Origin of the sequence: Sulfitobacter pontiacus (assembly GCF_040790665.1) — a bacterium.
In the GTDB taxonomy this organism is placed as follows: domain Bacteria; phylum Pseudomonadota; class Alphaproteobacteria; order Rhodobacterales; family Rhodobacteraceae; genus Sulfitobacter; species Sulfitobacter pontiacus.
Genome location: NZ_CP160849.1, coordinates 2,425,239 through 2,451,167, shown reverse-complemented (window position 1 = coordinate 2,451,167; position 25,929 = coordinate 2,425,239). Strand labels below are relative to the sequence as shown.

Here is a 25,929-nt window from a genome sequence, read left to right as displayed (position 1 = left end):
GCCTTACCTTGCCGGCGGGCTTTTCCGCCTTTCACTTCTTAAAAATTCGAGGGCACCGCGATGGACGCCATTCTTTTGCAACTTCTTAACGGGTTGGACAAAGGTTCAGCCTATGCGCTCATCGCGCTTGGTCTGACGTTGATTTTCGGCACGCTGGGTGTCGTGAACTTTGCCCATGGGGCGCTGTTCATGATCGGTGCCTTCTGCGCCGTCACGCTAAGCAAGATTTTCACGCTCAGCCATAAGGCATCGGAACCCTCCGGCGTCGATTTTCTGGGCAAGCCGAAATACGAGGACATTCTCTATATCAAGGACTGGTTCGGAGAGACCGCCGGTGCTTGGATGCTGGATTGGTCCGTTCCCCTGTCGATCCTCTTTGCCGTGCCGATCATGCTGGCCATCGGCTTTGTCATGGAGCGCGGGTTGATCAAACATTTCTACAAGCGCCCCCATGCCGACCAGATCCTCGTGACCTTCGGTCTGGCGATCGTGCTGCAAGAGGTGATCAAGTATTTCTACGGCGCGAACCCGATCCCCACCTCCGCCCCGGAGGCGTTTCGCGGGTCGTTCGACTTTGGCGTGATGCTGGGCTTTGATCCCAATGCGATCATCTACCCCTACTGGCGTCTGATCTATTTCGCCTTCTCGGCCGTGATCATCGGCGGCGTTTTTGCCTTCTTGCAGTTCACCACCTTCGGGATGGTTGTGCGCGCCGGTATGGCCGACCGCGAGACCGTCGGTCTGCTGGGCATCAACATCGACAAACGTTTCACCATCATGTTCGGCATCGCCGCCGCGGTCGCCGGTCTGGCCGGTGTCATGTACGCGCCGATCAATTCGCCCAACTACCACATGGGTATGGATTTTCTGGTCCTGAGCTTTGTGGTCGTCGTGGTCGGCGGCATGGGGTCGCTGCCCGGTGCCGTGCTGGCGGGGTTCTTGCTGGGCATTCTGGAAAGCTTTGCCTCCATGAACGAGGTCAAGAACATCCTGCCCGGCATTGACCAGATCATCATTTACGTTGTCGCGATACTCATCTTGCTGACACGCCCCCGTGGCCTGATGGGCCGCAAAGGCGTGATGGAGGAATAACCCATGCACTCACTCACGAAAAAAGACTTTCTCCTGCTGTTGGTGGTGGCATTCCTGACCATGGCAGCCCCTATCATCCTCAACCCCTTCCCCGCCGGATCAGGGCTGGCGCAGTTCAACGCGGGCTACCCCGACTTGATGCAGCGCTTTGTGATCTTTGGCATCTTTGCCATCGGGTTCAACATTCTGTTCGGGTTGACCGGATACCTCTCCTTTGGTCACGCGGCCTTTCTGGGGGTCGGTTCCTACTCTGCCGTGTGGATGATGAAGCTCTTGTCGATGAACGTGATCCCCGCGATCCTTTTGTCCGTGATCGTGGCGGGGCTGTTCTCTGTCGTGATCGGCTTTGTCTCGCTACGCCGGTCGGGGATCTACTTTTCGATCCTGACGCTGGCCTTTGCGCAGATGTCGTTCAACCTTGCCTATTCGGTGCTGACGCCGATCACCAACGGGGAAACCGGCCTGCAAATCGCGCTGAGCGATCCGCGTATCCTTGATGGGGCGAATGCACCCAGCTACCCCAATCTGTTCGGGGCGCAGATGAATGCGGCGACGACGCTGGATTTCGGGGCGTGGTCCTTCACCTTCTCGGTCGGGTATTACCTGTGTGCCGTGATCATGCTGCTGGCGTTCTATATCTCGATCCGCGTCTTCCGGTCGCCTTTCGGCATGATGCTGCGGGCGGTGAAATCGAACCAGCAACGGATGAACTACACGGGCCTGAATACCAAACCCTACACGCTGGCGGCCTTTGTCATCTCTGGCATGTATGCCGGTCTGGCCGGTGGCCTGCTGGCCGCAATGGACCCGCTTGCCGGTGCCGAACGGATGCAGTGGACCGCCTCGGGCGAGGTGGTGCTGATGACCATCCTTGGGGGTGCGGGCACCCTACTGGGGCCGGTTCTGGGCGCGGGCTTTATCAAGTACTTTGAAAACATCTTTTCCAAGATCAACGATAACGTGCTGCACGGTTGGTTCGCCTTTATGCCGGACGGGCTGGAAGACACGCTGATCATGTTGATCCACCCCTTTGTGGGCAAGGGCTGGCACCTGACGCTGGGCCTGCTGTTCATGCTGGTCGTGATCTTCCTGCCCGGTGGTCTGGTCGAAGGCGGTCAACGTATCGGTCGCGTGTTCCGCCGCAAGGACCGGAACGCCGGATCGGTCGAGGCAGACGCCGCCGCACAACGCAACACACCCCCAGCCGAATAAGAAGGAGCTGAACAGATGGCCATTCTCGAAGTCAAAAATGTCGGCAAACGTTTCGGCGGGTTGCAAGCGCTGAGCGACGTGAACCTCAGCGTCGCGGAAAACTCGGTCCATGCGATCATCGGGCCGAACGGGGCGGGCAAATCCACGCTGCTGAACTGTCTGGTGGGCAAGCTGATCCCCGATACCGGATCGGTCATGTTCGACGGGCAGTCGGTGCTGGGGCGCAAACCCTACGAGATCAACCAGATGGGGATTTCCCGCGTTTTCCAGACGCCCGAGATCTTTGGTGATCTCAGCGTACAGGAGAACATGATGATCCCCTGCTTTGCCAAACGTGACGGGGCGTTCCAGATGAACGCGCTCACGGCCATGTCGCGCCAACGTGACGTGATCGAAAAAGCCGAGGAGATGCTTGTCGAGATGAAGCTCGCCGACAAGCGACATATGCACGCGGCCTCTATGTCGCGCGGCGACAAACGTCGGTTGGAAATCGCGATGTGCCTGTCGCAAGATCCGCGCCTGCTGCTGCTGGATGAACCCACAGCGGGCATGGCGCGGGCCGATACCAACAATACCATCGACCTGCTGAAGCAGATCAAGGACGAACGCGACATCACCATCGCCATCATCGAACACGACATGCATGTGGTGTTCTCGCTGGCGGAACGGATCACCGTGTTGGCGCAAGGCACCCCGCTGGTCGAAGACACCCCCGACAACATCAAAGGCCACCCCAAGGTGCGCGAGGCGTATTTGGGCGAATCCCAGGACGCCGCCTGACGCGCGGGGGCTCCCCCCTCCCGCGTCGCCCCGCTTCCACGGCTTTGCAAGGACAAGAACATGAACACGAAACCCGATTTCTCGAACAGCGCCAACCACGCCGCTACCGCCCCCGCCTATCTTTCGGTCTGGGACATCCACGCCTATTACGGCGAAAGCTACATCGTGCAGGGCGTCAGCTTTAACGTGCACGAAGGCGAAATTCTGGCACTTCTGGGCCGCAACGGGGCGGGGAAAACCTCTACCCTGCGGGCCATCGCCCAGATCGGCGACCCCGAGTTGCGCAAAGGCGAGGTCTGGCTGGACCACCAGCCGCTGCACAAGATGGCCAGCCACGAGGCCGCCGCAAACGGTCTGGCGCTGGTCCCCGAAGACCGCCGCATCATCGCGGGTCTCACGGTCGAGGAAAACCTGCAACTGGCGCAGATCGCCCCGCCCATCGGCTGGTCGCTTGACCGCATCTACGAGTTGTTCCCCCGCCTCAAGGAACGCCGCAAGCAAGAGGGCGTGACCCTGTCGGGCGGCGAGCAACAGATGCTGGCGATTGCCCGTGCGCTGGCCCGTGACATCAAGGTGCTGCTGCTGGACGAACCCTATGAGGGGCTTGCCCCCGTCATCGTGGACGAGATCGAAAAGACCCTGTCGCTGATCAAATCCCAAGGCATCACCACCATTCTGGTCGAACAAAACGCGGTGCGTGCGCTTAAACTCGCGGATCGTGCGGTGATCCTTGATACCGGCGGCGTGGTGTTTGACGGCACCGCCGAAGAGGTGCTGAACAACGCCGAACTGCGTGCCGAATATCTGGCAATCTGACGGCCAAGCCTCGACGCGCGCGGGAAAACTAGACGAAACATATGTTTCACACCGGCATTTTCCCGCGCCCGCGTCCCCCTGTCACATCCCCCATATCCCTCGCCCCGATCCGCTGCCCGATCCCGCGCTTTGCGCGGCCAAGCTTACGTTAGGCAACTGCTTGCTTTTCATGGCTGCGCCCATGCCCTATAAGGCAGCAATTCAAGGGCACAGGCAGCGCCCGATCGACTTAGACTGGCTGAGGAAAATATGACAAAAAACACCCATGACGCCGATGTGGCTTTTATCCAGGCGCTCGCCGAGTTGCTGAATGAAAACGATCTGACCGAATTGCAGGTCAAGCGGGATTACGCCGAGGATGACAGCCTGAATGTGCGCGTCAGCCGTAAACCCCCACAACAAATCGTCGCGCCGCAACAGGCGCAGTCGGCCCCTGCACAATATGCAGCGCCTGCCCCCGCGGCCTCCGCGCCAGCAGCCGCAGCAGCCCCTGCCGCAGACAACAGCGACCCGGCGGATCACCCCGGCGCAGTCGTCTCTCCGATGGTGGGCACCGTCTATATGCAAGCCGAACCCGGCGCGCCCGCGTTTATCTCTGTCGGAACAAGCGTTTCCGAAGGCGACACGCTGTTGATCGTCGAAGCGATGAAAACCATGAACCACATTCCAGCGCCACGCTCCGGCACGGTCAAGCGGATCCTGGTAGAAGACGGCGCCGCCGTTGAATTCGGCGCGCCTTTGGTGATCCTGGAATAAGGCGAAACCCATGTTCAAAAAAATCCTAGTCGCAAACCGCGGCGAGATCGCGTTGCGCGTGATCCGTGCGGCCCGCGAGATGGGCATCGGGTCTGTCGCCGTTCACTCGACGGCTGACAGCGATGCGATGCATGTGCGCATGGCAGACGAATCTGTCTGCATCGGCCCGCCCTCTTCGCAGCAATCCTATCTGTCGATCCCGTCGATCATCGCCGCCTGCGAGATCACCGGCGCCGAAGCGATCCACCCCGGATACGGTTTCTTGTCGGAAAACGCGGGCTTTGTGCAGATCGTCGAAGACCACGACCTGACCTTCATCGGCCCCACAGCGGAACACATCCGCATCATGGGCGACAAGATCACCGCCAAGGACACCATGAAAGAGCTTGGCGTGCCTTGCGTTCCCGGTTCTGACGGCGGCGTGCCCACATTGGCCGACGCCAAGCGTATCGGTGAGGAAATCGGCTATCCGGTGATCATCAAGGCGACCGCCGGTGGGGGGGGCAAGGGCATGAAAGTGGCGCAATCCGCCGCTGACATGGAACGTGCCTTCATGACCGCCCGCGCCGAGGGTAAATCGAACTTTGGCAATGACGAAGTCTATATCGAGAAATACCTGACCACGCCCCGCCACATCGAGATTCAAGTCTTTGGCGACGGCAAGGGCCGTGCTGTCCACCTGGGCGAGCGGGACTGTTCGCTGCAACGCCGTCACCAGAAGGTTTTCGAAGAGGCCCCCGGCCCGTCGATCACCGCCGAAGAACGCGCGCGGATCGGTAAAGTCTGTGCCGATGCGATGGCCAACATCAACTACATCGGCGCTGGCACGATCGAATTTCTCTATGAAAACGGCGAATTCTACTTCATCGAGATGAACACACGTTTGCAGGTGGAACACCCTGTGACCGAAGGCATCTTCGGGGTCGATCTGGTGCGTGAACAGATCCGTGTTGCTGCCGGTATGGACATGTCCTTTACCCAAGAAGACCTGCAGATCAACGGTCACGCGATCGAGGTCCGGATCAACGCCGAGAAACTGCCGAACTTCTCGCCCTGCCCGGGCAAGATCACGCAGTATCACGCCCCAGGCGGGCTTGGTGTGCGGATGGATAGCGCGCTGTATGACGGCTATAAAATCCCGCCCTATTACGACAGCCTGATCGGCAAGCTCATCGTCCACGGGCGCGACCGCCCCGAAGCGCTGGCGCGTCTGCGTCGCGCCTTGGGCGAGCTGATCGTGGATGGGGTCGACACCACGGTGCCGCTGTTCCATGCGCTGCTGGACGAACAGGACGTGCTGACAGGGGACTATAACATCCACTGGCTAGAGCATTGGCTTGAAACCAACCTGGGCAATGCCTGACCTCACGCCCGAGCTGTTATTACACGGCTATTCCATCGGGATTTTCCCCATGGCCGAACACCGCGACGACCCAGAGATTTTCTGGGTCGATCCGCGGCGTCGGGGCGTATTTCCCCTCGACGGGTTCCATATCTCGCGGTCTCTGGCGCGCGCGATGCGGCGCACGCGCTTTACCATCACCACCAACACCGCGTTCAACGACGTTGTCACCGGCTGCGCCGACCGCGCCGACACCTGGATCAACGCCGAGATTTTCAGCCTTTACGCCCAGCTACATAGGCTTGGTCATGCCCACGCCCTTGAGGTCTGGGAGGATGACATGCTGGTGGGCGGGGTCTATGGCGTCACGCTGGGGCGTGCGTTCTTTGGAGAAAGCATGTTTTCAAGGCGCGACAATGCGTCCAAGATCGCGCTGGCCTGTCTGGTAGACCGGCTGAACCGCGGCGGGTTTACCCTGTTTGACACGCAGTTCCTGACCCCGCATCTGGCGTCCCTTGGCGCGCAAGAGATCACCCGCGCGGCCTATCACGCACGGCTAGAGATGGCGTTGATGAAAACCGCAGATTTCACAGCGCCCGCTGCGGCCAGCGCTCAGGACGTAGTGCAGCGGATGACCCAGATGTCATAGCGCGGATGCTCCAGCGCCGACAACGCGGGGGCAGAGGCGATCATCCAGCCTGCAAAAAGCCGGTTCTCGTCGCCCGTCTCGACGATCTCGAGCTCGGCATAGGCGTCGCCCGCAGGGTTGCCCGACGGATAGCGACATTCGTTCATTGTCACATTCAGATTGCCCACGCGCGCCGTTTCGCCACGGCGCATTTCAACATCACGCGACACACCCGATACCTTGTCGAGCGCGCGCAAAACTCCGCCTTCAGCGCTGGCCACCTGCTGTGCCTGCACCGGTGCGGCCATTATGGCGAGCATCATCAATATCTTGCGCATCACATGGGTTCCTTGAACGTCAAAGGGCGTCGCCAGCACAGCCGGGCCGCCGCAGCAGCGCGCGCCCGATCACGGGGCGCGCGCGTGGCGTTTATTCGGGCTGCCACGCCTCGTAGTCACCGCGGTCCGCAGGCTTTTCGCGGCGGATCGATCCTGCTGGCGCATAGGCCAGGGCGGTGCCGGTCAGGTTCTCTTGGTGGGGCTTTTCCCAGGTTTTATGCGCCAGCGGACGCGCCTCGGGGGTTTCATCCCAAGAATGGTGCAGCCAGCCGTGCCAATCCGCGTTGACGCGCGTCGCCTCGATCTCGCCGTTGAAGATCACCCAGCGTTTGCTGCTGTCCGCGTTGCGGTAGTACACATTGCCCTCGGCGTCTTCGCCGACCTTGATGCCCTTGCGCCACGTGAACAGTTGCGTGTTCAGCGTCTGGCCGTTCCACCAGGTCACGCCGCGCAAAAGAGAGTTGAGAATGCCCATAGAGGTCTCCTGAAGCTTTGATGGATATATGCACCAAGGCCGCGCAAAGGTCTAGCGGGCTTCGGGGTAGATAGCCGCGGTTTTCAGCCGGGTAGGCAGGCGGTGACTTCGATTTCGATGCGGTATTTGTCGTCGATCAGCCCGCATTCGATCATTGTCGCAGCAGGCGGCGCGTCGCCAAAGACCTCGGACAGGATCGGCCAGCAGGGTTCGAACTCTGCGCGGTCGGGTAGATAATAGTTCACGCGCACCACATCCGCCATGGTGCAGCCAGCCTCGCGCAGGGCGCCTTCGATGGTCGCAAGGGCGGCGCGGCACTGGTCGGTCACGGTATCGCCCTGCCCCACGGTGCCCGCCACATGGACAAAGCCCCCCGCCACAACGGCGCGGCAGTAGCCGATCTTGGCTTCGAATTCACCGCCGGAAAAAATACGTCTTGTCATGATGCGCCTCTTGTCTGACATGCCTGCCCCTGTCAAAGCGCCTGCCCTTGCGAAGGTCAAGCGACAAAGCGGCGGCCCCCTGCCAGATACGAAAAAGGCGCACCATCGCTGGCGCACCTTGATCAGATAACATGCAGGCGATGCCTAGCCGGCGGTTGCAGGCTCTTTCTCGGCGTCGGCGTGGATCATCAGCGGTGCCGCGTCAGAGGTCACCGCCTCTTCGTTCACGACCACCTCGGTGACGCTGTCCATGCCGGGCAGATCGAACATCGTGTTCAGCAAGATGTCTTCGAGGATGGAGCGCAGACCACGGGCACCGGTTTTGCGTTCGATGGCGCGTTTCGCGATCGCCAACAGCGCGTCATCGGTAAAGGTCAGCTGCGTATCCTCGATCTCGAACAAGCGCTGGTACTGTTTGACCAACGCGTTTTTCGGTTCGGTCAGGATGGTGACCAGCGCGTCCTCGTCCAGATCCTCAAGCGTCGCCAGAACCGGCAGACGGCCCACGAATTCAGGGATGAGGCCGAACTTCAGCAGATCTTCCGGTTCGAGGTCGGTGAAAATCTCGCCAATGCCGCGGGCATCCTGATCGCGCACATCGGCACCAAAGCCCATAGCGGACCCTTTACCGCGCGCGGCAATGATCCGGTCCAGACCGGCGAAAGCGCCGCCGCAGATGAACAAGATGTTCGTCGTATCCACCTGCAGGAATTCCTGCTGCGGATGCTTGCGCCCGCCCTGCGGCGGGACAGAGGCCACGGTGCCTTCCATCAGTTTCAGCAAGGCTTGCTGCACGCCTTCGCCGCTCACATCACGGGTGATGCTGGGGTTTTCGGATTTGCGCGTGATTTTATCAACTTCGTCGATGTAAACGATGCCGCGCTGTGCACGCTCGACATTGTATTCGGACGCCTGCAACAGCTTGAGGATAATGTTTTCAACATCTTCCCCTACATAGCCCGCTTCGGTCAGTGTCGTCGCATCGGCCATGGTAAAGGGCACATCCAGAATACGCGCCAGCGTTTGCGCCAGCAGCGTCTTACCGCAGCCCGTGGGCCCGATCAGCAGGATGTTGGATTTCGCCAGCTCGATGTCCCCACCCTTCTGGGCGTGGTTGAGACGTTTGTAGTGGTTGTGCACGGCAACCGACAGCACCCGTTTGGCCATCGCCTGCCCGATCACATAATCGTCCAGAACATCACAGATGTCTTTCGGGGTCGGCACACCATCGGTGGCTTTCAGCCCCGAGGCTTTGGTTTCCTCGCGGATGATATCCATGCAAAGTTCGACACATTCGTCACAAATGAAGACAGTCGGACCTGCAATCAGCTTGCGCACCTCATGCTGACTTTTGCCACAAAAGCTGCAATAAAGTGTGTTCTTGCTGTCGCCGCTCGAAGTATTAGCCATTTCAACCCTTTCAGGTCTGTCGTTTGATCGTGTCCGCCGTAGGGCAGCCATCTATATATTTTTTTGCTCGGTGCCAGCTTAGGCCAGCGGTGCGTGGTCCACAATCGCAAAATAACGGGCCACGCACGCCTTATTTACTTGCCTTTTTTGTCGCCATCTTTTGGCGCATCAGGATCATCCATCTTGCCGCGGTTCTCGACGATCTCGTCGATCAGGCCCCAGTCTTTGGCTTCTTCGGGAGACATGAAGTTGTCACGCTCAAGCGCTGCTTCGACTTTTTCCAGCGGCTGGCCGGTGTGTTTGACATAGATCTCGTTCAGGCGCGTTTTCAGCTTTTGCGTTTCCTGCGCGTGAATCATGATGTCCGTCGCCTGACCCTGATACCCGCCGGAGGGCTGGTGGACCATAACGCGGCTGTTGGGCAGCGAGAATCGCATGCCTTTTTCGCCCGCTTGCAGCAACAGCGACCCCATGGATGCCGCCTGCCCGATGACCAGCGTGGACACCTTTGGTTTGATGTACTGCATCGTGTCGTAGATCGACAGGCCAGAGGTCACAACGCCGCCGGGGCTGTTGATATACATGGAAATTTCCTTAGAGGGGTTCTCTGCCTCGAGGTGCAGAAGCTGCGCCACGATCAGCGACGACATGCCGTCATGCACAGGCCCGTTGAGGAAAATGATCCGCTCTTTCAGCAGACGCGAGAAGATGTCGTACGCACGTTCGCCCCGGCTGGTTTGTTCAACCACCATAGGGACCAGCGTGTTCATATATGTATCATGTGGATCGTTCATAAAGCCTGCCTGATATTGCCGTTCGCCGGACCATACCCGCGAAACCTTGGCTTAAGATTAATCGCGCCACCTAGGGGGTTCAAGGGGGGCAGGACCGATCATCCCCTTGGCTTTGGATTTGGCCCTGCGCCACCGCCCTGCCCCGCTGATCTGTGCCGCGGATACCGGCAGCCGTTTTTCGCCCACATCCTGCCCGTTCCTGCGCTAGGGTGGCGCGCAACACAGCCCACCGCCGCGCGTCCTGTCACAGAACTGTCATCAAAGCGGAACACATTTGTAGCACATCGCGACGACATAAGGCGCAACCGCGAGTCACCTCGCCAAACGCAATGCCAGAGGCAATGCCCGACACAATAAAGGAATAGCCATGACACGTCGCCAAATCCTCGATGATCCCGAAATCGGCAACAAGGCCGAAGCCTTTGAAGCCTTCGACGACATCCCCACCAACCCCAATCTGCAGCGCACCATCGGCGATGTGATCAACGCGCGCTACGGACGCCGCGACATCTTGCGCGGCATGCTGGGGGTCACGGCGACAACCGCATTGTTCGGCACCTCGGCGATGGTCGCACCGCGTCAGGCAAGTGCCGCCACCGCTGACAGCCGCTATGTCTTTGACGAACTGGCATGGGGCAATGACGAAACCCACCATGTGGCCGATGGCTATGACGCCAATGTGCTGCTGCGGTGGGGCGATCCGATCACCGCCGACGCGCCCGAATTCGACGTGATGAACCAGACCGCGGCGGCGCAGCTCAAGCAGTTCGGCTATAACAATGACTACGTGGGCTTTGTCCCGCTGAATGACGATGGCAGCCGTGGCTTACTTTGTGTGAACCACGAATACACCAACGAAGAGGTGATGTTCCCCGGACTTGGCCGTCAGGACCGCGCCCAGTTTTCCGGCATGACGCCCGCGCTGATCGACATTGAAATGGCCGCCCACGGTGGTTCGGTGGTCGAAATCGCCAAGGACGACGCCGGGGTATGGCAGGTGGTGCGCGACGGCAAGATGAACCGCCGCATCACCCCGCTGGACACCGCGATGACCATCGACGGCCCCGCCGCGGGCCATGCGCGGATGAAGACCAACGACGACCCCGACGGGGTGAATGTGATCGGCACGCTGAACAACTGCGCGGGCGGGCTGACCCCTTGGGGGACGTGGCTCATGGCCGAGGAGAACTTCCACGGCTATTTCTGGAGCGACCAGCTCGACGCCGACGGCAAACCCGTGATCGCCGATGACCATCCCGAAGCCGCGTCCTACAAACGCTATGGCGTGCCGGGCATGTGGTACGCCTGGGGCGCGCAATACGACCGTTTCAACATCGATAAAGAACCCCTCGCCCCCAATAAATTCGGCTGGGTGGTCGAGGTGGACCCGATGGACCCGACCTCTACCCCCGTCAAACACACCGCTTTGGGCCGCTTCCGCCACGAAGGTGCGGAAACCACGGTCAGCAGTGACGGGCGTCTGGTGATCTATATGGGCGACGACAACCGCTTTGATTACCAGTATAAATACGTCTCGGGGGGCAAGGTCTCGGACGACCGGGCGGCCAACGCCAAACTGCTGAGCGATGGCACGCTTTATGTCGCGCGCTTTGACGAAGATGGCACGGTGACCTGGCTGCCCCTGACCCACGGCACAGGCCCGCTGACGGCTGAAAACGGCTTCAATGATCAAGGCGACGTGATGATCGACACGCGGATCGCGGCCGATCTGCTGGGCGCGACCCCGATGGACCGCCCCGAAGACGCGCAGCCCCGTGGCGACGGCACGGCCTATATCATGCTGACAAACAACACAAAACGCACAGAGGATGAGGTGAACGCCGCCAACCCGCGTGCCGACAGCAGCTTTGGCCACATCATCGAGATCAAGGAAGACGGCGGCAACCACGCGGCAACGCAGGGGCGCTGGTCGATCCTTGTGAGATGCGGCGATCCGTCGGTGTCGGACGTGGGCGCACAATGGAACCCCGAAACCTCTGAAAACGGGTGGTTCGGCAGCCCCGACAACTGCGCCATCGACGCCGATGGCCGCCTGTGGGTCAGCACGGATCAGGGCAGCAACTGGGCCAAGACGGGCAAGTCGGACGGGCTCTATGCGGTCGAAACCGAAGGCGAGGCGCGCGGCACGTCCAAGCTGTTCTTCCGCTGCCCCGTCGGCGGAGAGATGTGCGGCCCCTACTTTACCGACGACGGCGAGACGCTGTTTGTCGCCGTGCAACACCCCGGCACGGACGGGACCAAGAACATCCCCGGGTTCGAGCGTGAAAGCACCTTTGAAGATCCCGCCACGCGCTGGCCCGATTTTGACCCCAAGATGCCCCCCCGCCCGGCGGTGGTTGTGGTCACCAAACAGGGCGGCGGCAAGATCGCCGCCTGACGCCCCGACCCTATTCCAACCAAATTCATTTCAAAATCTCTGCGCCCAAGGGTTCCCCCCCTTGGGCGCAATTTCTTTGTCGCTCCGGTAAATGCGAATCATCTTTACAAAACTAGTTTTATAGTTTTATTTCGTGCTATGACAGAACATCAATCAACTGCCCGCGCCCTCGCCGCCCTTGGCCATGATACCCGCCTCGCGATCTTTCGCCTGCTTGTCCGCGCCGGTGAAGACGCGCTGACCGTCGGAGAGATCGGTGCCCATCTCAATGCGGCCCCCTCCACCCTTGCCCATCACCTTGGGGCATTGGTCGATGCGGGGCTGATCATCCAGCGCCGCGACGGGCGCAACATCGTCAACCGCGTGGATTTCGACGTGATGCGGGCGACGCTTTCATTTCTCACCTCGGAATGCTGCACCGGTGTTTCACTTTTGAAGGAGACCGCCGCATGACCGACCTGTCCCACCCTGCGCGTAACCCGCTCAGGTCGCTGGCCCATCACATCTGGACGCAAGAACGCGTGTGGCTGGTCTGTATCGCGGTGTTAACCGCTGTCGCAGCCGTTGAGGCGCCGCTTGCCGTGACCAGCGTGCAATTTACCGCGACCAACCTGCTGGATGTCGCGCCGTTTCTGATCCTGTCCATCGCGGTTGCGGCCTATGCCGGTGCCACGGGGGCCGACGGGCTGATCGCGCGGGCCTTTACCGGATCACCCGCCGTGATGATCGCCATTGCAGCACTGGCCGGCGGGGTGTCGCCCTTCTGTTCATGCGGGGTGATCCCCTTGATCGCGGCGCTGCTGGCGATGGGGGTGCCCCTGTCCGCCGTCATGGCCTTCTGGCTGGCCTCGCCCGTCATGGATCCGTCGATGTTCGTGTTGACCACCGGCGTTCTGGGGGTGGAGTTCGCGGTGGCCAAGACCATCGCGGCCGTCGGGCTCGGGGTGTTTGGCGGGATCATTGTGCATCTGCTGTCCCGCGCGGGTAGCTTGACCGACCCGCTGCGCGACGGCGTGGGCAATGGCGGCTGTGGCGCGTCGAAGGTCCGCACATCGCAACCCGTGGTTTGGGCCTTCTGGCACGACAAGACGCGATCCGCCAAATTCCTGCGCGAGGCCGCCAAGACCACGATCTTCCTGACCAAATGGCTGACGCTGGCGTTCTTGCTGGAAAGCCTCATGCTGGCGTGGATTCCCGCAGAGACGGTGACCCGCGCCCTTGGCGGCAGCGGGCTGGCCCCGATCGGGATCGCGACCTTGGTGGGGGTGCCGGCCTATCTGAACGGCTATGCCGCGCTGCCGCTGGTGGGCGGGCTGATCGGACAGGGCATGGCCCCCGGTGCGGGTCTGTCGTTTCTGGTCGCGGGCGGGGTGACCTCCCTGCCCGCGGCGATTGCCGTCTGGGCCTTGGTCAAACGCCCTGTCTTCGCGCTGTATATCGGGATCGCACTGACAGGGTCATTTGCCTCGGGGCTGCTGTTTCAACTTTGGGCGTCGCTTTGACGCCCAAAGCGGGGCTTACTTTGCCAGACAGCTGCTAAAGGCTGCGGCCAGATCGCGCAGCAAAGCAGGGTACATATCCACCCCCGGCTCAAGCGCGGCACCAATCGGATCAAGCGAGGCGGATTTCAGCGCCGTGCCGTCTTGGAGTGCGTCAACCAGACCGGCGTTGAACTGGGGCTCAGTAAAGACGCAGGCGGCCTGCGTGTCCTTTACCACATCGCGTACCTCGGCCAGACGCGCGGCACTGGGGGCGGCCCCATCGCTAAGAGAGATCGCAGCGCTTGCCTCAACGTCAAAGCGGGCTTCGAAATAGTGATAGGCGTCGTGGAAGACGACAAACTTCTGCCCCCGAAGCGGCGTCAGCTCGGCCTGAATATCGGCTTGAAGATCTACCAGCTGCGCTTGGGCCTGCGCAGCGTTATCTGCGTAAAGCGCTGCGTTTTCAGGGTCTTGCGCGGACAAGCTTGCAGCGATGGCATCCAGCCAGACGATTGCGTTCTGCGGATCTAGCCAGATATGCGGGTCCAGAGCGCCGGGTGCATGATTGTGCCCTTCGTGAGCGTCTGCCTCTTCATGTACGTCATGGTCGTGGTCGTCATGATCTGCGTGGTCATCGTGACCTTTGTGATCGTCGTGGCCTTCGTGGTCGCCGTGATCGTCATGCTCGGCATGGTCCTGCCCTTCATGATCTCCGTGATCATGGGCTTCGAACGCAACGCCGCTGCGGTTGGTCAGCAGGCGGATCCCCTCTACGTCTTGCAAGGTCAGACGTTCGGCCCCCTGCGCCAGACTGCTCATCGGCTCTTCGAGCCACGGGGCCAGCGACGGACCGACCCAGACCACCAGATCGGCCTTGGCCACGGCGCGCGCCTCGCTGGGGCGCATGGCATAGCTGTGGGGTGACGCGCCGGGCGGGATGATCAGATCGGGGCTGCCTGCACCCTGCATGACCATAGACACCAACGAATGGATTGGCGCGATATCGGTGGCGACACGGGGCACCTCTGCATGGGCCAGACCGGCAGAGAAAAGAAGGGTTGTGCAAAGCAGGCGGCGCATTGGCGGGCTCCTATTAATGTTATACTATAACCTTGATAGATTACACGTTATAACATATCAACACCGAACCCTGCTACGGAGGCGAAATATGTCGACCATTGGATTTGAAACGCATGATCATAGGGCCTGCGTCGACGACGCGATGGCCGCCGCAGAGGCGCGTTGCGCGGCCTCGGACCTTCGGTTGACACCGATACGTCGCCGCGTGCTGGAACTGCTGCTGGCCGAACACCGCGCCTTGGGGGCCTATGATATTCTGGGGCATCTCTCTGCCGAAGGGCTTGGGGCGCAGCCGCCCGTCGCCTATCGCGCGCTGGACTTTCTGGTGAAAGCGGGGCTTGCCCACCGGATCGAGGCGTTGAACGCCTATATCGCCTGCAGCCACGTTGGTGCCGATCACACGCCTGCCTTCCTGATCTGCCGCAGTTGCCAATCGGTTGCCGAAAGCGACACGACGTTGACCCAAGGGCGTTTGGGCGATGCGGCCCGCGCGGCGGGGTTCCAGATTGAACGCACGGTGATCGAGGCGCAGGGCCTCTGCCCCTCCTGTCAGGACGGAGCCACCGCATGAGCCTGATCGCCACCCGGAATCTGACCCTGCGCATTGGCGGGCAAACGGTGCTGCGCGACGTTGATATCGCCGTTGAGCGCGGCGAGATCGTGACCATCGTCGGCCCCAACGGGTCGGGCAAGTCGAGCTTGCTGCGGGCGTTGATCGGCGCGCTGAAACCCGCGTCGGGGACGATCACCCGTGCTGCGGACCTGCGCATCGGCTATGTCCCGCAGAAGCTGCAAATCGACGCGACGCTGCCGCTGACGGTGCATGGCTTTTTGAACCTGCCCCGCCGCCAGCCCCGCGAGACCATCGCGCAGGCGCTGCTGCAGGCGGGGGTCACGGATCTGGCGAAAAAGCAGATGACCGACCTGTCGGGCGGCCAGTTCCAGCGCGTGTTGCTGGCACGCGCCCTGCTGAACAAACCCCATATCCTGATCCTCGACGAGGCGACGCAGGGGCTGGATCAACCCGGCTCTGCCGCGTTTTACCGTCAGATCGAAGAGGTCCGCCGCGACATGGGCTGCGCCGTCTTGATGGTCAGCCATGATCTGCATGTGGTGATGGCGGCTTCGGATCGGGTGCTGTGCCTGAACGGTCATGTCTGCTGTGAAGGCACCCCCGAGATTGTCGCCGATGCACCGGAATACCGCGCGTTGTTCGGCACTGGCACCCAAGGGGCGCTGGCGCTTTACCGGCACGAACATTCGCATTCGCATGATCATGCACATGATCCTAGCCATACCCACGACCACGACCACACCCACGACCATGCGCAGGGCCATACCCATGGTGCCGGCTGCAACCACGCACATGGGGACCAAGATGCTTGATGACTTTTTGATACGTGCCGGGCTTGCCGGTATCGGTGTGGCCTTTGCAGCCGCGCCTTTAGGCTGTTTCGTCGTCTGGCGGCGCATGGCCTATTTCGGCGATGCGACCTCGCACGCGGCTTTGCTGGGGGTCGCGCTGGCCTTGGCGTTCGAGCTGCCGATTTTCGCGGGGGTGCTGCTGGTGGCCCTGTCGATGGCGCTGATTGTGACGGCGCTGAACGGGCGCAGCCTTGGCACGGATACGCTGCTGGGGGTGCTGGCCCACGGTGCGTTGGCCATCGGCCTTGTGGCGGTGTCGCTGCTGCCGAACCAGCGTGTCGACCTCAGCGCCTATCTGTTCGGAGAGATCCTGGCCGTGACCAAGACCGATCTTGCGATCATCTGGAGCGGCGCCGTCCTGTCGATCGCGCTGCTGGTCTGGCGCTGGCAGGCATTGCTGTCGTCCACGCTGAACCCTGATCTGGCGACGGCCAGCGGGGTCAATCCGCGCCGTGAACAGCTGATTTTGACGCTGGCGCTGGCAGTGACGGTTGCGGTCGCGATTAAGGTGGTCGGCGCGCTGCTGATCGCGGCGATGCTGATCATCCCCGCCGCTGCCGCCCGCCCCTTTGCCCGCACGCCCGAAGTCATGGCGATGGCGGCCTGCATCATCGGGATCATCGCCGCCTTGGGCGGGCTGGCCGCGTCCTTCACGCTCGACACGCCGACGGGGCCTAGCATCGTCAGCGTCGCGGCGGTGCTGTTCGTGCTGTCGTCTGGCGTGGCCCCGTTGCTGAAACGCTAGGCGCTGATCTGCACATACAGCAAGGGCCGCAGCATCACGCTGCGGCCCTTGCTGTTTCGGGGGTGGCCCTATTCGGTCAGGCGGCTGCCGCGAAAGACTGCGACGGACGCCCGGTGCTCACCAGACTATGCGGGAAGAAGACCGAGAATTTGGTGCCCTTGCCCACCGTGCTAGAGACCGAGATATCGCCCCCATGCGCTAGCGCCAGTTTCTTACAGATCGCCAGCCCGAGCCCTGTACCGCCTTCTGACCGGTTGTCGGCGCTTTCGATCTGGGTGAAGGCCTGGAAGATCGATTCCAGATCTTTCTGTTCCATCCCGACACCATTGTCTTCGACCTCGAAGCGGAAGCCGCCGCCGTCCACTTCGGCCCGCAGGAAGATATCCTTGCCCTTGGAAAACTTGAGCGCATTGCCCACCAGATTGATCAGGATCTGCAAGCAGCGGCCACGGTCGGCGATCACGTCAAGGCTGCCGTCGGGGATATGAAGGGTCACATCCTTGCCCTGCGCCATGCCCTGAAACTGGTCCTCGACCTGCGCCAGCAGCGCCCGTGTAGGGAATGTGGTCTTGGCCAGTTTGATGTCGTTCAGCTCGATGCTGGTATAGTCGAGAATATCGTTGATGATCGTCAGCAGGTGGTTGCCCGCGAATTTGACGCGCTGGCCGTAAAGCTCTGCCTGATCCCCGATGATATTATAGTGTTTTTCGGTGATCGGCTCACCCGGCGAAAGTTTGGCCGTGGTCGTGGTCTTGAGCTTGGTCAGGAAGCCCGCATAGCCGATCACAATCGTCAGCGGCGTGCGCAGTTCGTGGCTGAGAACGCTCATGAATTCCGATTTCGCGCGGCTCGCCCCTTCGGCAGCGTCGCGGGCCTTGCGCAACTCCTCGATGCTTTCCATGCGGGTCCGGTTTTCGATGAAATAGGTGAACAGACCGCCAAGGGTGATTGTCGTCGCCGTGCCCGCGATCACCAGTGCCAGCAGCTTGTATTCTTCGGGGTTGGTATAGCCGGGTTTCAGCCCGATGCAGTCCACGCTGAACGCGGCCATGCCGGTGAAATGCAGCCCGATGATGGCGAGCGTCAGGACGCCCGTCATTTGCAGCCCGCTCCACCGTGCGCTGCGGCTGCCCAGATACAGCGCGGCAGTCGACAGGACCACCGCCAGAATAACCGACCCGATGAGGTAGCCACGGTCCCAGGTCACCACGCCTTCGACGCGGTAGGCCACCATGCCGGTGTAGTGCATCGCCGATACCGCAACGCCAAAGATCGTGCCGCCGATGATCGTGCTCGCGAGCGACCGGAACATGCCCGCCACCATGATGCCCACGGTCGACCCTGCAATCGCGATCAAAAGCGAGACAAAGGTCAGTTGTAGGTTAAAGGTTACCGGTGCCGAAGGCTGATATGCGAGGATTGCGATAAAATGCGTACACCAGACCGCAACGCCCGCCGTGATCGCCGTGAGGAAGTACCAGATCAGCGCCTGCCTGCGCGGTCGCCCCAAGGCGTGCTGATACAAACGCGACACCACCCAGCAGCCAAAGGCGCAAAGCAGCCCCGCCAGAAGCACGAGACCAAGGTCGTGATCATGATGGATCGTATGGGCTACTTTGAGCATGTCGGCGCACTCTACCTGTTGATTACCGGACAGTTAATCGGCGGAGAAAACGGCAGATTTGAGGCGTGTTTACGTTATACTGGTGGTAACCAAGAAAAATTACCGGTCTTTTTTACCATGGGAAACAACAGCTTCCAGGGTGCCAATCCGTCGGAAATGGCCAGTATATAAGGGCTGATGCCGCCGCGACGACTGCACTGCAAGCAAGGCGCAGGGGGCTGAACGCCCCGCCTATTGCCCTTTGATCTTGATAGAATACTGACGCCGCGCGCCAGCGGGGGGACGCGGGAAAGGGGCGGCCTTGCGGATCACCGATACCGCCGCCCGGTCCAGCGCGGCAGAGCCGGACCCCCGTGCGACTGACACAGAGGCCAACCCGCCATTGCTGGCGATGGCAAAAGCGATCGTCGCGGTGCCCGTGGTGCGAACGCGCGGCTTGCCCGCCCGCGAGATGCGGCGCATGACCTGACCGGGGTAATTGCTGGCGGCGGCATTGCCTTGCGCCGATGCCGCGGCTTGGCGTTTGCCGGTGCTGGTGGATTTGGCCGATGCGCTTTGGCCCGACGAAGACCCTTTGGTCGCATTGCGCTGCGCATTGCCACGTGCGGTGGCTTGCTGCGTTGCTTTCTTCTTGGCGGCTTGCTGCTCTGCCTGACGGCGTTCACGCTCCGCCTGCTCTTGCTTGGCGCGGGCCTGGGCGATCTTGGCAGCGGTTTCAGGATTCTTGCGCATGGGGCGGCGCGACAGGACGGGGGCGTCGCTATCGGGGTCTTGCGCCTGCAGGGTTTCAGGCGGCGGTGCGACTTGCGCGCTCTCGGAGGGGGGCACGGCCAGCGGTGTGGGTGCCAAGGCGGCGGGTGCTGCGGGGGCCGCAGGCGTCACCGCTGCCACATCGGGCGGGGTCACGGGCTGCGCTTGTTCGGGCGGGGTGACCGGCTCGGCCTGTTCGGGCGGGGTTTGCTCTGCTGTGGTGGGGCGCAGGGGTTCTGCGGCGGTAGGTGCCTCGGCCACGGGCGTCTCTGCCGGTTCTGCCGGTTCCGGCGTGAGCGTGCCCACGGCCATATCCGCGAAACTGTTGCCCATCATCGCCTCGACCGGCGCGCCGCCCCCTTCGATCGCGATCTCATCTTGCGGCAGCCCGATGGTGACCGCCCCCGCGACGATCCCGACCGCCAAGGCGAAAGAGACCCCTTTGGCTGTAGGAGAATGCGAAATCATTGCAGTGCCCTTTGCGTGACGAGCATCACCTTTTGCGCCCCCGCCGCGCGCAAGTCGCGGGTCAGCGCGACCAGCGTCTCGGCCGGCAAGGCGCGATCCGGCACAAGGCGTATGATCTCGCGGTCTTCGTCAGACAGGCTGGCGACATAGGACGCGGCATCCACCTGCGCCGCGCCTTGATAGGTCAACCGCCCGTCGGGGTAGATCACCAAAGCGTCAGGCGGGGCCTGCCCTTCAAGCGCGCGGGTCTCGACCAGTTTCAGATCGGGGTCCAGCGGCTGCGCCAGCGTGCCCGCGACCATGAAGAAGACGAGCATCAGAAAGACGATATTGATCAACGCGATGGTCGGTTCACGCTGCGGTTTGGATTTGGCAAATCGGCGCATCTGTCAGCCCCCTAATACCGACACCTGCAAGGCAGGCATCTCGCGCAGTTTGACCAGCACATCCGTCAACCGCTGCGCATCCACATCCGCCCCGAGCGAGACCAGCAGCACGGTGCCTGTCTCGGCCTCGGCCAAGGATGATCCGGCCAGCGCGTCCAATGCGATTTCGTCGCCATTCAGACGCAAGGTATCGGGGCCAAGCTGCAAGAACACCGGCTTGGCATTGCTGGCCTGCGCGACCGCGCCCGAACCGGCAGCGGCCAGCGGCACCTCGGAGAACTTCGAGAAGGTCGAGGTCAGCATAAAGAACAGCAGCAGCAGAAAGATGACATCAATCAAGGAGGTCATCGACAGCCGCCGTCTGCGCGTGCGCGGCCTAGCCATGTGCGGCGACCATTTCAGGCGTCGGCGCTGACGCCGCGGCGGCAGGGGCTGGCACATCGTTGGACGGGGTCAGCACCGTGAGGATCGCCTTATCCGCGATCACCCGCTCTGCCTCCATCCGCTGTTCCAGCCAGCTGAGGATCAGGGCCGTGGGCATCGCCACCACCAGACCGACAGCCGTGGTCAGCAGCGCCACCCAGATACCCCCCGCAAGGATCGACGGATCGACCTGCGATCCGGCGGCTTGCAGCGACCGGAAAGCCTCGATCATGCCCAGAACCGTACCGAACAGGCCCAATAAGGGGGCCAGCTGCGCCACGGAATCGAGCAGGCGGAAACCGGTTTCGAGCTTGGCAAAACGCGTCTCTGCCTCGGCTTGCAAACGCTCTGCGCCTGCGCCGCTACGCGTGCCGTTCGACACCATCGCCATCTTTATCACGGGGGCGAGGTAGCTTTTCGACCGGCCCAAAGCCTCGCGGGCGGCGGGTTTGTCGCCACGGTCCCATGCCTCTACCGCTTCGGTCAGCGCCTTGTGCCGCCCCACGGCAGAGCGCCAGAACTGCCAGACCTTATAGATCGCCACCGTCAGCGTCAGCACGGCGACGCCCATCAGGACAACAACAACCGGCCCGCCGGTCTCGGCGATCTGGCGAAACGACGCGATCAGTGCAGAGAACATATCCATCAGCCCAGAACCTCGATTGATGTGCGCGATGTGGGCAGCAGGCCGGTGTCACAGACGCCGCTGGCACTACCGCCCGTCTCGCAAGCGTTGGCCCCGTTGAACAGGATGCGGCCCAAATCTTCGCAGGTGGTTTGCGGCACGACGAACTGGCGCACGCGCGGGCGGGCCGGTGGCAGGGTGCCGAAATCGAACAGCGTCAGCCGGTCCACCTTCCCTTCGGTGTCAAACAGCACCGCCTCGTAGATGATCTTGTCGACCGGCGTCTCCAAGCCATTGGTGATCATGAAGGTCAGCTTGCAGGCATCTTCGGTGGTCTCTGCCGCGTTCAGCTCGACCGAGATTTGATCCTTGATATCAGTCTCTTGCGCGGCGACCAGCGGGGCTGCGATCACAAGGGGCAGCGACAGAATAGCGGTACGGAAACGGGACATGGGACCTCCTGACCGTGGGATGAAACGATGAGATTTTTGGCTAAGGCGCTGTGGGCACCTTTGGCTCTGGCGCGGCGCAGCGGGCAAACAGCCCTTTTGGCACAGCGCGATTGCGCCGTGCCTAGCAAAGATCACGACAAGGCGCAATCCTGACTTTAACGATCAACTATTCAGGAAGGCGCGCGCCGGCGACAAACCGCAAAGGTAGCCTGCGCCGCCCGTATTACCGAAGCTTGCGCAGATAGGCCCAGGACACATGACCGCGCACGCGGCGGGCCTGATCAAGCGAGACGTCGCACCAGCGCGTGCCGCCGGTTTGCTGACAATCATGCACCTGCAAAATGGTGCCGTTGGGGAGGCCAAGCAGCACGATGAACCCCGTCCCCGGCCCTGCCCGCATCTTGAGCATGTCATCCTCACCCACGCCCGTTACCTCGAAACGGCCCAGCGATCCTGCGGTGGCGGGGGTGGCCCCCAAGGTGGTCGCAATCACGATTGCCGATACGGCGGCGGTCACTGCTTTGCGCATTTTTCTTGCCCTTGTTCTGATAGCCTCGGGTTCGGTGGTAGCCTGTGGGGGCCACAAAATAAACCGTGATATCGCGCAAAGGGTCATGATCCGCCGATGCGCAGGGGCGCGGGCGTCAGATGTTGGGGACGATGAAATCGGGCGACAGACCGGCCTGCGCAATGGCATCCGTCACATCCAGCCCCGTGAGCGAGCCATAGCCCGTGACCAGCGCCGTGGCAAAGCCCGCCTGCGCGCCGCCCAGAATATCGGTATGCAGCGTATCGCCGACCATCAGCACCCGTTCGGGAGGAAGGGCGCGATTGAACCGGCCGAGGGCGATGTCAAAGACCTGCCCGAACGGCTTGCCCAGAAACACAGGCATCACACCGGTGCGATCGGCCAGCCGGTGCGCAAACCAGCCCGGTTCCCGCGAAAGGCCCGTTTCACGCGGTGCCACCAGATCGGGGTTGCCCACCAGCACCGGACGGGGCGCGCGTTTCAGTGACGCCTCCAGCAATGTCTGCCGACGGTCGGTCCAGCCGTCTGCGCCCACCAGCAAGAACCCGTCCTGCGCATCGTAGCTTTCGGCGTCATCCCCCAGCACAGTCGTGTTCAGCGTCGCCAGTTCCCCCAGATCGACGGCGGGGTTGATCATCAGGCCCCATCGGCACGGCGGCAGCCCCGCGATATGCGCGGTCAGCGCCTCGCGGCTGGTGGTCACCTCGGGGGCGGAGAAATCGAACCCCAGACGGGCGTAGCGCGCCATCATATGCGTCTTGGGGTAAGCAGCGGAGTTTGACACCACGCCAACCGCCTTGCCCGCCGCGCGCAGCGCCGCGATGGTATCGGTCGCACCGGGGATCGCGGTTTCGCCGACGTTCAGCACGCCATAGGCGTCAAACAGGATCAGATCGAAGCGCGCCGCAAGGTCGGTGAACACGCCGGTTTCCGCCAGACCGCCCGCCGCGGTGCGCGGCAGACGGTCGGCAATTTGCAGATAGCGCGCAAAGGCGCTTTGCGGGTCGACGCCGATGTTCCGGGTCACAGGATACGGCGGCGCAGATAGGCAGAGATGACTTCCCCCACCACCACCAGCGCGATGATCGCCAGCAGGATCGTCGCGACCTCGGGCCAGTTGAACGTGTCGATGGCACCTTGCAGGATGATCCCGATGCCGCCAGCGCCCACCAGACCCAGCACGGTGGATTCGCGCAGGTTGATATCCCACCGCAGAATGGCCACCGCCCAGAAGGTCGGCATGACCTGAGGCACGATCGCATAGACGATCACCTTGAAGCGCGACGCGCCCGTCGCCTCAAGCGCTTCGACGGGGCGTGTGTCGATCTCCTCGATGGCCTCGCCCAGCAGTTTACCGATGAACCCGATAGAGCGGAACATGATCGCCACGATGCCGGCCACAACACCGGGCCCAAAGATCGCCACAAACAGCAGCGCCCAGATGATCGTATTCACCGACCGAGAGGTCACGAGGATTAGCCGCCCCAGCCATAGGGTCACACGGTTCGGCGTGGTGTTCTGCGCCGAGATATAGGCGACCGGCAGCGACAGCAGCACCGCAAAGGTGGTGGCGAATGTCGCGATGTTCACCGTGTCCCACAACACCTTGAGGATGGTTTCCAGATTACTGGGGTCCGGCGGGTACATCCGGCCAAACAGATCGCCGATCTGTTCAGGGGCACCCCATACCCACGGCCAGATCACCTCTATCGAGGTGAGCGCCCAGGCGATGGCAAGTGCACAGCCCAGAAAGATGGCATAGCGCGTCATACGTTGCTTGAACGTAAAGCGGGACCAGTCGTCGCGCCCGAATTGCGTAGAAAGTGAGGTCATTGGATACGCTTTCGGATAACGCCGCTGACGGCCTCGGAAAAGAGGATCACCCCGACGATGACCATGGTGATGGCAAGGGCAAAGTCATAGTCATAGCGGCCGAAGGCATTGGCGAGCGTCGCACCGATGCCCCCTGCCCCCACGATCCCCACCACGGCAGAGGCCCGCAGGTTGGAATCAAGCTGGTAGATGGTCAGACCGATCTGGCGCGGCATGATCTGCGGGAAGATCGCGTAAGACAGCGTCGAGAAATACGGCGCACCGGCGGCGCGCATGGCCTCGACCTGCCCAAAGTCGATCTCCTCGATCCGCTCGGCCAGCATTTTGGCGACAAAGCCGATGGAATAGACGGTCAGCGTCAGCACACCGGCGAACGGCCCGAAGCCGACGGCCTTGACGAAGAGGATCGCGACAATGACCGGATGGAAGCTGCGCGCGATGATGATAAGGGCGCGGCCCAGATAGAACACGGGCTTGGGGGCCACATTGCGTGCGGACATAAAGGCGATGGGGATCGACAGCAGCACGCCAAGCGCCGTGGCCAGCACCGCGATCTTGAGGCTTTCGAGAAACCCGTCGATCAGCAGACCGCTGCGTTCAAAGCTCGGGGGGAAGGCCCCGCCAAAGATCTTGCCCGCGCGGCCGATACCTTCGGCGACGCGGTCCCAGTCGATGGGCATGGTCAGCCCGACCCAGCCGAAATAGGCGATGGCCCCCAGATACACGGCCCAGCGGAGCGCCGGATTGGCGATGAAGGGCGGCTTGACCCAAGTGTCGCGCGGCGCGGTCATGATGCGGCTGCCTTGTCATCCGGACCGCCGCTGCGGTCGGCATGGGGGCTGCCCGCATAGATCGCCTCCATCGCGGAGGGGTCCAGCATGTCGGGCTTGTCGTCAAAGATGATCCGGCCATAGCGCATGCCGACGATGCGGTCGGTGTATTCCTTGGCCTCGTTCACATTGTGGATGTTGATCAACACCGGCAGCTTGAGCTCGCGCGACAGGTCGCGCAGCAGGCCCATGATCTGTTCCGATGTCTTGGGGTCAAGCGATGCGGTAGGCTCGTCTGCCAGCAGGATATCGGGCTCTTGCATCAGGGCGCGGACCACGCCGACACGCTGACGTTCACCGCCCGATAGCTGATCGGCGCGGGTGTCGGCGTAATGGGCGATGCCGACCCGTTCCATCAGCTCGTAAGCGCGGCGGATGTCTTGCTTGGGATAGCGCCGCGTGATGGCGGACCATGTTGAAATATACCCCAGACGGCCCGACTGGACGTTCTCCATCACGGTGAGACGATCCACAAGGTTGAACCCCTGAAACACCATCCCGATCTTGCGCCGTGCGGCCCGCAGGTTCTTGCCCCGCAAGCGGGTCAGGTCGGTGCCGTTCAGCTCGATCGTGCCGGAGGTGGGTTCAACCAAACGGTTGATGCACCGCAGCAACGTGCTTTTGCCCGCACCGGAAGACCCGATGATCGACACGACGCTTTCGCCCTCGATGGTCAGGTCAAGATTCTTGAGGACCGGATCGCCAGAGCCGTAGCGTTTGACGAGGTCAGTAATTTTCAACATGTAGGATACCTTATGCGTGAGGCCGGCCCATTGGGACCGGCCTCGACGGGA

The 25,929-nt window shown here is 61.9% G+C and carries 31 protein-coding genes; 14 read left to right on the top strand and 17 right to left on the bottom strand.

Annotated features, from left to right (window positions below):
• Positions 1 to 60: 60 nt before the first annotated feature.
• The 7 genes from AB1495_RS12090 to aat all read left to right on the top strand — a co-directional run bounded on the left by AB1495_RS12090 (position 61) and on the right by aat (position 6,647).
• Entirely contained in the window at positions 61 to 1,092 is a 1,032-nt protein-coding gene (locus AB1495_RS12090; protein WP_009826721.1) for a branched-chain amino acid ABC transporter permease, read from the top strand.
• A gap of 3 nt (positions 1,093 to 1,095) precedes the next feature.
• Positions 1,096 to 2,304, top strand: a complete 1,209-nt coding sequence (locus tag AB1495_RS12085) for a branched-chain amino acid ABC transporter permease (protein WP_009826720.1) — start codon at positions 1,096 to 1,098, stop codon at positions 2,302 to 2,304.
• A gap of 15 nt (positions 2,305 to 2,319) precedes the next feature.
• The gene (locus tag AB1495_RS12080) at positions 2,320 to 3,084 is read left to right on the top strand and encodes an ABC transporter ATP-binding protein (RefSeq protein ID WP_074635115.1); all 765 of its coding nucleotides are present in this window, start codon (positions 2,320 to 2,322) and stop codon (positions 3,082 to 3,084) included.
• A 60-nt stretch (positions 3,085 to 3,144) separates the two neighbouring features.
• Positions 3,145 to 3,900: an ABC transporter ATP-binding protein gene (locus AB1495_RS12075; RefSeq protein WP_005852792.1), complete on the top strand. Its 756-nt coding sequence runs from the start codon at positions 3,145 to 3,147 to the stop codon at positions 3,898 to 3,900.
• A gap of 249 nt (positions 3,901 to 4,149) precedes the next feature.
• Positions 4,150 to 4,656, top strand: coding sequence for an acetyl-CoA carboxylase biotin carboxyl carrier protein (gene accB / locus AB1495_RS12070; RefSeq protein ID WP_074635116.1), 507 nt, complete (start codon positions 4,150 to 4,152; stop codon positions 4,654 to 4,656).
• A 10-nt stretch (positions 4,657 to 4,666) separates the two neighbouring features.
• Entirely contained in the window at positions 4,667 to 6,019 is a 1,353-nt protein-coding gene (accC, locus tag AB1495_RS12065) for an acetyl-CoA carboxylase biotin carboxylase subunit (protein WP_037943983.1), read from the top strand.
• Entirely contained in the window at positions 6,012 to 6,647 is a 636-nt protein-coding gene (gene aat, locus AB1495_RS12060; RefSeq protein WP_074635117.1) for a leucyl/phenylalanyl-tRNA--protein transferase, read from the top strand. Before accC ends, aat begins: the two co-directional genes overlap by 8 nt.
• Here the strand turns inward: aat and AB1495_RS12055 are convergent.
• From AB1495_RS12055 to AB1495_RS12035, 5 genes are all read right to left on the bottom strand, one after another.
• Complete coding sequence (locus tag AB1495_RS12055; RefSeq protein ID WP_005852788.1) at positions 6,611 to 6,964, bottom strand: DUF2155 domain-containing protein; 354 nt, start codon at positions 6,962 to 6,964, stop codon at positions 6,611 to 6,613. The two genes, aat and AB1495_RS12055, sit on opposite strands and share 37 nt — an antisense overlap.
• A 91-nt stretch (positions 6,965 to 7,055) precedes the next feature.
• Positions 7,056 to 7,439, bottom strand: coding sequence for an NADH:ubiquinone oxidoreductase subunit NDUFA12 (locus AB1495_RS12050; RefSeq protein WP_005852787.1), 384 nt, complete (start codon positions 7,437 to 7,439; stop codon positions 7,056 to 7,058).
• Between the two features lie 83 nt (positions 7,440 to 7,522).
• Positions 7,523 to 7,882 carry a RidA family protein gene (locus AB1495_RS12045; protein WP_005852785.1) on the bottom strand — a complete coding sequence of 120 codons (360 nt, stop codon included), beginning with the start codon at positions 7,880 to 7,882 and terminating at the stop codon, positions 7,523 to 7,525.
• 144 nt (positions 7,883 to 8,026) lie between these two features.
• Positions 8,027 to 9,292, bottom strand: a complete 1,266-nt coding sequence (gene clpX / locus AB1495_RS12040) for an ATP-dependent Clp protease ATP-binding subunit ClpX (protein ID WP_005852783.1) — start codon at positions 9,290 to 9,292, stop codon at positions 8,027 to 8,029.
• 134 nt (positions 9,293 to 9,426) lie between these two features.
• On the bottom strand, positions 9,427 to 10,086 hold the full coding sequence (locus AB1495_RS12035) for an ATP-dependent Clp protease proteolytic subunit (protein ID WP_009826714.1): 660 nt from the start codon (positions 10,084 to 10,086) through the stop codon (positions 9,427 to 9,429).
• A 367-nt stretch (positions 10,087 to 10,453) separates the two neighbouring features.
• On the opposite strand from AB1495_RS12035, the gene AB1495_RS12030 reads away from it, so the two are divergent.
• From AB1495_RS12030 to AB1495_RS12020, 3 genes are all read left to right on the top strand, one after another.
• The gene (locus tag AB1495_RS12030; protein WP_074635118.1) at positions 10,454 to 12,484 is read left to right on the top strand and encodes a PhoX family phosphatase; all 2,031 of its coding nucleotides are present in this window, start codon (positions 10,454 to 10,456) and stop codon (positions 12,482 to 12,484) included.
• 138 nt (positions 12,485 to 12,622) lie between these two features.
• A complete protein-coding gene (locus tag AB1495_RS12025; RefSeq protein ID WP_074635119.1) occupies positions 12,623 to 12,937 on the top strand; it encodes a helix-turn-helix transcriptional regulator in 315 nt (104 codons plus the stop codon).
• Positions 12,934 to 13,986, top strand: coding sequence for a permease (locus AB1495_RS12020; protein WP_074635120.1), 1,053 nt, complete (start codon positions 12,934 to 12,936; stop codon positions 13,984 to 13,986). Before AB1495_RS12025 ends, AB1495_RS12020 begins: the two co-directional genes overlap by 4 nt.
• A gap of 15 nt (positions 13,987 to 14,001) precedes the next feature.
• Here the strand turns inward: AB1495_RS12020 and AB1495_RS12015 are convergent, their stop codons facing one another.
• Positions 14,002 to 15,045, bottom strand: coding sequence for a zinc ABC transporter substrate-binding protein (locus AB1495_RS12015; protein ID WP_074635121.1), 1,044 nt, complete (start codon positions 15,043 to 15,045; stop codon positions 14,002 to 14,004).
• A gap of 88 nt (positions 15,046 to 15,133) precedes the next feature.
• Between AB1495_RS12015 and AB1495_RS12010 the strand changes: the two genes are divergently transcribed.
• From AB1495_RS12010 to AB1495_RS12000, 3 genes are read left to right on the top strand one after another with little or no spacing between them, the layout of a single operon-like run.
• Positions 15,134 to 15,616, top strand: a complete 483-nt coding sequence (locus AB1495_RS12010; RefSeq protein ID WP_074635122.1) for a Fur family transcriptional regulator — start codon at positions 15,134 to 15,136, stop codon at positions 15,614 to 15,616.
• Entirely contained in the window at positions 15,613 to 16,431 is an 819-nt protein-coding gene (locus AB1495_RS12005) for a metal ABC transporter ATP-binding protein (protein ID WP_074635123.1), read from the top strand. The genes AB1495_RS12010 and AB1495_RS12005 overlap by 4 nt, the downstream gene beginning before the upstream one ends.
• Positions 16,424 to 17,215: an iron chelate uptake ABC transporter family permease subunit gene (locus AB1495_RS12000; RefSeq protein ID WP_208856536.1), complete on the top strand. Its 792-nt coding sequence runs from the start codon at positions 16,424 to 16,426 to the stop codon at positions 17,213 to 17,215. Before AB1495_RS12005 ends, AB1495_RS12000 begins: the two co-directional genes overlap by 8 nt.
• A 76-nt stretch (positions 17,216 to 17,291) precedes the next feature.
• Here the strand turns inward: AB1495_RS12000 and AB1495_RS11995 are convergent, their stop codons facing one another.
• Positions 17,292 to 18,839 (bottom strand): MHYT domain-containing protein, encoded by a 1,548-nt coding sequence (locus tag AB1495_RS11995; RefSeq protein ID WP_074635125.1) that lies wholly within the window; start codon positions 18,837 to 18,839, stop codon positions 17,292 to 17,294.
• Between AB1495_RS11995 and AB1495_RS11990 the strand changes: the two genes are divergently transcribed.
• Complete coding sequence (locus AB1495_RS11990; protein ID WP_139283778.1) at positions 18,810 to 19,010, top strand: hypothetical protein; 201 nt, start codon at positions 18,810 to 18,812, stop codon at positions 19,008 to 19,010. The genes AB1495_RS11995 and AB1495_RS11990 overlap by 30 nt on opposite strands.
• Positions 19,011 to 19,070: 60 nt before the next feature.
• Here the strand turns inward: AB1495_RS11990 and AB1495_RS11985 are convergent, their stop codons facing one another.
• The 10 genes from AB1495_RS11985 to phnC form a co-directional block, all read right to left on the bottom strand.
• Positions 19,071 to 20,057 carry an energy transducer TonB gene (locus AB1495_RS11985; protein WP_074635127.1) on the bottom strand — a complete coding sequence of 329 codons (987 nt, stop codon included), beginning with the start codon at positions 20,055 to 20,057 and terminating at the stop codon, positions 19,071 to 19,073.
• Positions 20,054 to 20,443: a biopolymer transporter ExbD gene (locus AB1495_RS11980; protein ID WP_037943971.1), complete on the bottom strand. Its 390-nt coding sequence runs from the start codon at positions 20,441 to 20,443 to the stop codon at positions 20,054 to 20,056. Before AB1495_RS11980 ends, AB1495_RS11985 begins: the two co-directional genes overlap by 4 nt.
• 3 nt (positions 20,444 to 20,446) lie before the next feature.
• Positions 20,447 to 20,827: a biopolymer transporter ExbD gene (locus tag AB1495_RS11975; protein ID WP_340246423.1), complete on the bottom strand. Its 381-nt coding sequence runs from the start codon at positions 20,825 to 20,827 to the stop codon at positions 20,447 to 20,449.
• Positions 20,820 to 21,512 (bottom strand): MotA/TolQ/ExbB proton channel family protein, encoded by a 693-nt coding sequence (locus tag AB1495_RS11970; RefSeq protein ID WP_074635129.1) that lies wholly within the window; start codon positions 21,510 to 21,512, stop codon positions 20,820 to 20,822. The genes AB1495_RS11975 and AB1495_RS11970 overlap by 8 nt, the downstream gene beginning before the upstream one ends.
• Positions 21,512 to 21,943 (bottom strand): hypothetical protein, encoded by a 432-nt coding sequence (locus AB1495_RS11965; RefSeq protein ID WP_074635130.1) that lies wholly within the window; start codon positions 21,941 to 21,943, stop codon positions 21,512 to 21,514. The genes AB1495_RS11970 and AB1495_RS11965 overlap by 1 nt, the downstream gene beginning before the upstream one ends.
• Positions 21,944 to 22,166: 223 nt before the next feature.
• Positions 22,167 to 22,472: a peptide-binding protein gene (locus AB1495_RS11960; RefSeq protein WP_009826702.1), complete on the bottom strand. Its 306-nt coding sequence runs from the start codon at positions 22,470 to 22,472 to the stop codon at positions 22,167 to 22,169.
• A gap of 115 nt (positions 22,473 to 22,587) precedes the next feature.
• Entirely contained in the window at positions 22,588 to 23,499 is a 912-nt protein-coding gene (locus AB1495_RS11955; protein WP_074635131.1) for an HAD-IIA family hydrolase, read from the bottom strand.
• Positions 23,496 to 24,305, bottom strand: a complete 810-nt coding sequence (gene phnE, locus AB1495_RS11950) for a phosphonate ABC transporter, permease protein PhnE (protein ID WP_074635132.1) — start codon at positions 24,303 to 24,305, stop codon at positions 23,496 to 23,498. Before phnE (AB1495_RS11950) ends, AB1495_RS11955 begins: the two co-directional genes overlap by 4 nt.
• Positions 24,302 to 25,096, bottom strand: coding sequence for a phosphonate ABC transporter, permease protein PhnE (gene phnE, locus AB1495_RS11945; RefSeq protein ID WP_074635133.1), 795 nt, complete (start codon positions 25,094 to 25,096; stop codon positions 24,302 to 24,304). The genes phnE (AB1495_RS11950) and phnE (AB1495_RS11945) overlap by 4 nt, the downstream gene beginning before the upstream one ends.
• Positions 25,093 to 25,878, bottom strand: coding sequence for a phosphonate ABC transporter ATP-binding protein (gene phnC, locus AB1495_RS11940; protein WP_009826698.1), 786 nt, complete (start codon positions 25,876 to 25,878; stop codon positions 25,093 to 25,095). The genes phnE (AB1495_RS11945) and phnC overlap by 4 nt, the downstream gene beginning before the upstream one ends.
• Between the last annotated feature and the right edge of the window lie 51 nt (positions 25,879 to 25,929).